4 protein-coding genes and 2 pseudogenes are annotated in these 7,390 nt (G+C 73.0%); 5 read left to right on the forward strand and 1 reads right to left on the reverse strand.

Annotation, left to right across the window (positions count from 1 at the left end; translation table 11 throughout):
* Window positions 1-190: 190 nt before the first annotated feature.
* The 4 genes and pseudogenes from ACWC9T_RS39860 to ACWC9T_RS39875 all read left to right on the forward strand — a co-directional run.
* A pseudogene (locus tag ACWC9T_RS39860) lies at window positions 191-1,884 on the forward strand (beta-ketoacyl synthase N-terminal-like domain-containing protein); the annotation flags it as partial.
* A gap of 126 nt (window positions 1,885-2,010) precedes the next feature.
* Window positions 2,011-2,430: pseudogene (locus ACWC9T_RS39865) on the forward strand (acyl carrier protein); the annotation flags it as partial.
* 162 nt (window positions 2,431-2,592) lie between these two features.
* Window positions 2,593-3,090 carry a 2-oxo acid dehydrogenase subunit E2 gene (locus ACWC9T_RS39870; RefSeq protein WP_449825936.1) on the forward strand — a complete coding sequence of 166 codons (498 nt, stop codon included), beginning with the start codon at window positions 2,593-2,595 and terminating at the stop codon, window positions 3,088-3,090.
* Window positions 3,087-3,950 (forward strand): alpha/beta hydrolase, encoded by an 864-nt coding sequence (locus tag ACWC9T_RS39875; RefSeq protein ID WP_449825937.1) that lies wholly within the window; start codon window positions 3,087-3,089, stop codon window positions 3,948-3,950. Before ACWC9T_RS39870 ends, ACWC9T_RS39875 begins: the two co-directional genes overlap by 4 nt.
* Before the next feature lie 116 nt (window positions 3,951-4,066).
* On the opposite strand, the gene ACWC9T_RS39880 is transcribed toward ACWC9T_RS39875, so the two are convergent.
* Window positions 4,067-5,830 (reverse strand): ABC transporter ATP-binding protein, encoded by a 1,764-nt coding sequence (locus ACWC9T_RS39880; RefSeq protein ID WP_449825938.1) that lies wholly within the window; start codon window positions 5,828-5,830, stop codon window positions 4,067-4,069.
* Between the two features lie 117 nt (window positions 5,831-5,947).
* Here ACWC9T_RS39880 and ACWC9T_RS39885 point away from each other — a divergent pair.
* A partial coding sequence (locus ACWC9T_RS39885; protein ID WP_449825939.1) for an MFS transporter occupies window positions 5,948-7,390 on the forward strand: 1,443 nt, incomplete at its 3' end.

The raw sequence follows: 7,390 nt of genomic DNA on the forward strand, positions 1-7,390 counted from the left end.
TTGGGATCTGCTCACGGCACGAGCGTATGACCAGATTTCAAAGTTGGTCAACAAGAACTCGCTCGCCATGTCCCGCCCACCCCGAATCCCGACCGCCCACTGCCTGCTCCGGACCGCCGCCCCCCGTGCGGCGCCGACGCTTTCGGCCCCGCCAAGGCCCCCGTTAGCCGCGCCTCCGACATTGATCCGGTTGGCTCCGTCTTCCGAGAAACTCGTTGAGGCCCTCCGTGCGTCGCTGCTGGAGAACGAACGCCTCTGGCGGGACAACCAGCAGCTCACCGAGGCCAGGGCCGAGCCGGTCGCCATCGTCGGCATGGCCTGCCGCTACCCCGAGTCGGTGAGCTCACCGGAGGAGCTGTGGGACCTGGTGCACCACGGGGTCGACGCGGTCGCCGGCTTCCCCGCCGACCGCGGCTGGGACGCAGCCGCGCTGTACGACCCGGACCCGGAGCAGACTGGCCGGACCTACGCCCGCGAAGGCGGTTTCCTCTACGACGCGGCCCGGTTCGACCCCGAGTTCTTCGGCATCTCGCCGCGCGAGGCGCTGGCGATGGACCCGCAGCAGCGGCTGCTGCTGGAGACTGCCTGGGAGAGCTTCGAACGCGCCCGCATCCGGCCGTCCACCCTGCGCGGCACCCGCACCGGCGTCTTCACCGGGATCATGTGGCGGTGACCGTCGACACCGCCTGCTCCTCCTCCCTGGTGACGCTGCACCTGGCCTGCCAGTCGCTGCGCGAGGGCGAGTGCACCCTGGCGCTGGCCGGCGGTGCGAGCGTGATGGCCACCCCGAGCACCTTCATCGAGTTCAGCCGCCAGCGCGGCCTGGCCCCCGACGGGCGGTGCAAGGCCTTCGCCGCCGCCGACGACGGGGTCGGCTGGGGCGAGGGCGTCGGCATGCTGCTGCTGGAGCGGCTCTCCGACGCCGAGCGCAACGGCCACCCGGTGCTCGCGGTCATCCGTGGCAGCGCCGTCAACCAGGACGGCCGCAGCAGCCAGCTCACCGCGCCCAACGGGCCGGCCCAGCAGCGCGTGATCCGGGCCGCCCTCGCGGCCGCCCGACTCACCCCGGCGGACGTTGACACCGTCGAAGCGCACGGCACCGGAACCACGCTCGGCGACCCGATCGAGGCGCAGGCCCTGCTGGCCACCTACGGCCAGGCGCACAACGGCGAACAGCCGCTCTGGCTCGGCTCGTTGAAGTCCAACATCGGCCACACCCAGGCCGCCGCCAGCGTCGGCGGCGTCATCAAGATGGTCGAGGCGATGCGCCACGGCATACTGCCCCGCACCCTCCACGTGGACGAGCCCACCCCGCACGTCGACGCCCCGGGCTGGAGCGGGTGGACGTCGTCCAGCCGGTGCTCTTCGCCGTCATGGTCTCGCTGGCCCGGCTTTTGGGAGTCGCTGGGCGTGCGGGCCGACGCCGTGCTCGGGCACTCGCAGGGCGAGATCGCCGCCGCCCACATCGCGGGCGCGCTCACCCTGGAGGACGCGGCCCGCGTCGTGGCCCTGCGCAGCCGGGCCATCACCACACTGACGGGCAAGGGCGGCATGGCCTCCATCGCGCTGCCAGCCCAGGAGGTGACCGAGCTGATCGGCGGGCGCGCCGACCGCGTCTCCGTCGCCGCCGTCAACGGGCCCCGCCACACCGTCGTCTCGGGCGACCCGGCGGCGCTCGACGAGCTGGTGGCCGAGTGCACCGCGCGCGGCGACCGGGCCCGGCTGATCCCGGTCGACTACTCCTCGCACTCCCCGCAGGTCGAGGGGATCCGCGCCGAACTGCTCGCCGAGCTCCGCGGCATCGCGCCGCGCTCCGCCGCGACCGTGTTCTGCTCCACGGTCACCGCCGGGCCGCTGGACACCAGCGCTCTGGACGCCGACTACTGGTACACCAACCTGCGCGAGACCGTCCGCTTCGAGGCGGCCGTGCGCCACCTCGCCGGGACCGGCGGCACCCCGGTGCCGCCGGCCGACCGGCCGGACTTCCTGGTCGGGGTGGTGCTCGGCCACGCGGCCACCGTCCTCGGGGTAGACCTGGCCGACACCCTCGACCCCGACGACGACTTCCTCCAAGTGGGGCTCACCTCCTTCACCGCGCTCGAACTCACCCGGCTGATGAGCGAGGACGGCATCGAGGTCACCCCGGGCACGGTCTACGACAACCCCACCCCGCGACTGCTCGCCGAGCACCTGGCGAGCAGCTGGCCGACCTCGTCGACGGCACGCCGGCCGCCCAGGGGGTGGCCCGGTGACCGAGCGGAACGAGTGGAACGGCGGCCGGACAACCCGGATCAGCCGGATCGCGCCCCAGCGGCGGCACACCCTGCAGTTCCTGCGCGAGATCCGCGCGTTCTCGCCGGTCTTCCTCGACACCGAGGTCGACGTGTCGGCCGTCCAGCGGCTCCGGGCGGACGCCCGGGAGCGCGGTGAGCGCTCCTCGGTCCTGACCTACGTGCTGTACGCGACGGCGCGGGTGCTGGCCCGTCACCCGCAGGCCAACGCGGCGATCCGCGGCGGCGGCCGGCCCAAGGTCGCCCGCTACCCGTCAGCGGCAAGATCACCCTGGACAAGACGGTCGGCGGCGAGCGGATCGTGCTGTCGACCATCCTGACCGACCTGCAGAACACCGAGCTGGCCGAGATCCAGCGGCAGATCGAGCACCACCGCGACGGCGACCCACAGGTGATGCCCGAGTACGCGGGCACCCGGCTGCTGCACCGGCTGCCCTGGCCGGTGGGCGGGTGGCTGTTCCGGCTCGGCGTCCGGCCGCTGAGTCGCCGGGCGACCACCTTCGGCACCTTCGCGGTGACCTCGCTGTCGCACCGGCCGGTCGACGGCTTCGCCTCCGCCGGAGGCACCACGATCACGCTGGGCCTCGGCCAGGTGGCCGAGCGCCCGGTGGTCCGCGACGGGCGGGTGACGGTCGCCCCGACCATGCGGCTCACCCTCACCTTCGACCACCGGGTGATCGACGGCGCGGAGGCCGCGGACGTCCTGTCCGAGATCAAGGCGGCGCTGGAGACCTTCGAGCAGCCGTCCGCGGAGCCGGACTCGTCGGCCGCCGCCGTTCAACGGCAGGGGGCGCGATGAACGACCTGCGGGAACTCAAGCAGTACGTGGGCGCGCACGCCCGCGGCCAGCGGATCCGGAACTACGCCGCGGTACTGGAGCGGATCCGCCACGACGAGGACGGCCCGGGCTCCTGGGTCGGCGAGTGGGCCGCCGAGGGCGAGCGGCTCGGGCGGGCCGGGCAGCACCTTGAGGCCTGCCCGCACTTCATCATGGCGAGGTTCCCCTTCGTGGACGGACCGGCCCGGCTCGCCGCGCTGGCCCTCAGCCTCGCCTCCTTCGAGCGCTGGCGCCGGGAGACCGGGCAGGACATCCACCGGTTGGAGGTCGACCTCAAGGGCGGCCGGGTGGTCTGCTGGCAGAGCGGTCTCAGCCCCACCGAGCGGCGCCCGCTGCTGCTGCTCATGGGCGGCAACGTCAGTGTCAAGGAACAGTGGGCACCCGCGCTGAGGATCTTCCGCCGGCTGGGCTTCGCGGCGGTGGTCACCGACGTGCCGAGCTGCGGGGAGAACTCGCTGCCGTACGACGCCGACAGTCCGGGCATGATCTCGGGCCTGCTCGACGCCGTCGAGGACCGGGCCCGGGTGCGCGAGACGTACGCGCTCGCGATGAGCTTCAGCGGCCACCTCGCGCTGCGCTGCGCGTCGGCCGACCCTCGGAGCCGGGGCGTACTGACCGTCGGCGCGCCGGTCAACGGCTTCTTCACCGACGCCGGTTGGCGGCCGCGGATCCCCCGGGTCACGATCGACACGCTGGTGCACATGACCGGTGTCGAGGAGCAGCGGCTCTTCGCGGAGCTGCGCGGATGGGCACTGACCGGCGAGGAGCTGGCCGCCCTCCGCTGGGCCGAACATCGTGGTCGACGGCGCCGATACGCCTGAGGGCGGGGCCGTGGTGTCCACGGTCCCGCCCAGTTGTGTTGATCACCCAACAGGCCTGTTGCCGCAATTTCCAGCTTGCCGCTGTTTTCGGGCGGCGCGCCGTGGCGGCGTCCCGGTCAGGCGTCCCGGTGCCGGAACACCAGGTAGGCGCTGCCGAGGACACCGCCGGTGACGGCGCACATGACGCCGAGTCCCGGCCACGGGCGCATCAGCCGGGGGTCCTGGTGGACCGTCATGATCTGCGCGCCGGCGCGGGTCGGCCAGTAGGTGGCCACCCACTTCGCGAGCTTGCCCGGCAGCGTCGGTGAGAAGGCCGGCAGGATCAGCGTCACCCCGAACAGGCTGGTGGCCGAGCCGGAGGTGCTGCGCAGCAGCCCGCCGACGCCCAGCCCGAGCAGCCCGGCGCTGGCGAGGTAGAGGCCGCCGCCGAGCACGGCGCGCAGCGACTTCGGGTCGGAGAGCCGGGCGTGCGGCGCGCCGTGGCGGGCGAGCATGCGCTGGCCACCGAGGAAGCCGCCGACGGTGGCGGCGAGGCCGACCGGCAGGGCGGCCGCACCGACCACCACCGCCTTGGCGGCCAGCAGCCGCCCGCGGTGCGGAACGGCGGTGAGGCTGCTGGTGATGGTGCCGGTGTTGTACTCCGCGGTCATCGCCTGCGCGCCCAGCAGGCTGATCGTGAGCTGGGCGAGCAGGTGGCCGCGCAGGCTGATCTCGGTCGGGTCGAAGCCCTGCCGCTCGCTCACGGGGATCGACGCGTACTGCTCGCCGGCGGAGTTGCTGGTGAGCACGGCGAGTGCGACGCCCGCCACCACCGTGCCGAGGGTGAGGTACTGGCCGGACTTGGTGGTGTGCAGCTTCACCCATTCCGACCGGACGAGGTCCCCGAAGGTCGGCGGGCGCCGGGTGGTCGACGTGGGCTCGGGGGCCTTGCGGCGGGTGGCGGGAACGGGCACGCCGTCCGCCTCGGATACGGCGGCAGGGGTGGCGCTGTACTGGGCGGTGGCGCCGGTCAGCGCCATGAACGCCTCTTCCAACGACCGTCGGCTGGTGGAGAGTTCGTGCAGGACGACGCCGGATCCGGCGGCCAGGGCGCCGATCTTGGCGCTGTCCAGGCCGGTCACCTTGAGCGTCTCGTGGTCCACCGGCCGCACCTCGGCGCCCGCGGCGGCCAGTTCGCCGCCGAAGGCCGTCGCGTTCGGCGTGCGCACCAGGGCCTCGATGGCCGCGTTGGCGTCCGTGAACGCCTCGACGCTCATGTCGGCGAGCAGCCGTCCGCCGCCGACCACCAGCAGGTGGTCCGCGGTGAGCGCCATCTCGCCCATCAGGTGGCTGGAGACCAGCACGGTGCGCCCCTCGACCGCCAACTCCCGCATGAGAGCGCGGAACCAGACGATGCCCTCCGGGTCGAGGCCGTTCAGCGGCTCGTCGAGGATCAGCACGGGCGGGTCGCCGAGCAGGGCGGCGGCCAGGCCGAGGCGCTGGAGCATGCCGAGCGAGTAACCCGAGGTGGGGCGGTGGGCGGCCCGTTCGAGCCCGACCGTCTCCAGGACCGCGGGCACCCGCGCCGGGTCGATCCCGTTGCTGTGGGCGAGGACGAGCAGGTGCTGGGAGGCCGTGCGGCTCGGGTGCACCGCTCGGGCGTCCAGCAGGGCCCCGACCTGGCGCAGTGGCGCGGGCAGGTCGGCGAACTGCCGCCCGTCGAAGGAGACCGTTCCGGCGGTCGGGGAGTCGAGCCCCAGGATCATCCGCAGGGTGGTCGTCTTGCCGGCGCCGTTGGGCCCGAGGAAGCCGGTGACCTCGCCGGGGCGGACGGTGAAGGTGAGGTCGTCGACCGCGACGACCTCACCGAAACGCTTGCTGAGTCCACGAACCTCGATCACCGGCACCTCCATCGCGTGACCATCTTTCGATATCAGTCAATCACATAGCGCCCTCCACTGTCTTCACTGTTGACTAGTTTTCAAATCTAGTCATACGTTGTGTTGAGGAGGTGGAGAGTGATCACAAGCGCTTATGCCCGCCCTTGGCGCGGGCCCGCCACCGTGGCACTCGGCGCCCTGCTGGTCGGGCTCGACAACTACGTCCTGGTGAACGCCCTACCCGCGCTCTCCGCCCGGCTCGGAACCGACACCGCGAGCCTGCGTTGGGTCATCGCCGCCTACTCACTGGCCTGGCTCTGCTCGCTGCTCCCGGCCGAACGGCTCGGCGACCTGCTGGGCCATCGCAGACTGCTGCTCGCCGGGCTGGCGCTCTTCGGCTCGGCCTCGCTGGCGGCCGCCCTGGTCACCACCGTCGGACCGCTGATCGGGCTGCGCGCCGTGATGGGCGCCAGCGCGGCCGTGATCATGTCGCAGACGCTCGCCTCACTGGCCACCGCCTTCCCCGGCGAGAACCGGTCACGGGCGGTCGCGGCCATGCACGGCCTGCCGCTGGGACCGCTCGCCACCGGGGTCCTGCTCACCCACTTCTCCTGGGGCTCGATCTTCCTGCTCAACCTGCCGATCACCGCCGCCGCCATGGTCGCGGTGGCCCTCGCGGTGCCCGACCACCGCCAGACCGGTGCACCACCCATGGACTGGCCGGGCCTGGCCCTCTCCGCCGTCGGCGTCACCGCCATCACCTACGGGGTCATCGCCGGGCCCACCGCCGGGTGGACCTCCCCCGGCGTACGGGCCGCCCTCACCGCCGGCGCCCTCCTGTCGACGGCCTCCGCCCGGCACGAACTGACCACGGCGGCGCCCCTGGTCGAACTGCGACTGCTCACCGACCGCCGGATCATCCCGGCCCTCCTCGCCGGACTGACGGGCACCCTCGCCATCACCGGCACACTGCTCGTCGTCGCGCCGTTCCTGTTGTTCGTCCAGCACCAGAGCGCGCTGGCCACGGGGGTGAAGCTGCTGCCGCTGGCCGTCGGGGTGGCGGTCGGCGGCGCCGTCAGCGAACGGCTGACCACCTGGTCGAGCGAGCGGTCCGCGCTGACCCTGGGGCTGCTGCTGGCCGCCGCCGGGCAGGCGTCACTGGCCGGGCTGGGCCCCACCAGCGGCTACGAACCGGTCGGCTCGGCGCTGGGACTGCTCGGCATCGGGCTCGGCGTCGCCTCGCCGATCGCCACCGACACCGTGCTCGACACGCTGCCCGCCGCCCGCGCCCGGGCCGGCAGCCGCCTCTCGCGCTGGTTCCAGAACCTGGGCGGCGCGCTCGGCGCCGCCCAGCCGGGCAGCGCGGGACCTCGTCTACCGGGCCCGGTCGGGCGGCGCCGACGGGGCGTTGCGGGTACCCGTCGACGCCGCCGCGCACTGCTCGGGGATCCGCTGCGCCGCCGGGCTGAGCTGCTTCCTGCTGGTGCTGACGGCCCTGTGCGTGGCGCTCCTGCGGCTGCACCGGACAGTCGACGAACTTTGAAAGATCGTTCTACGATGAGAACCGTGAATCACTCCAGC

It is taken from the genome of Kitasatospora sp. NPDC001159, assembly GCF_053598235.1.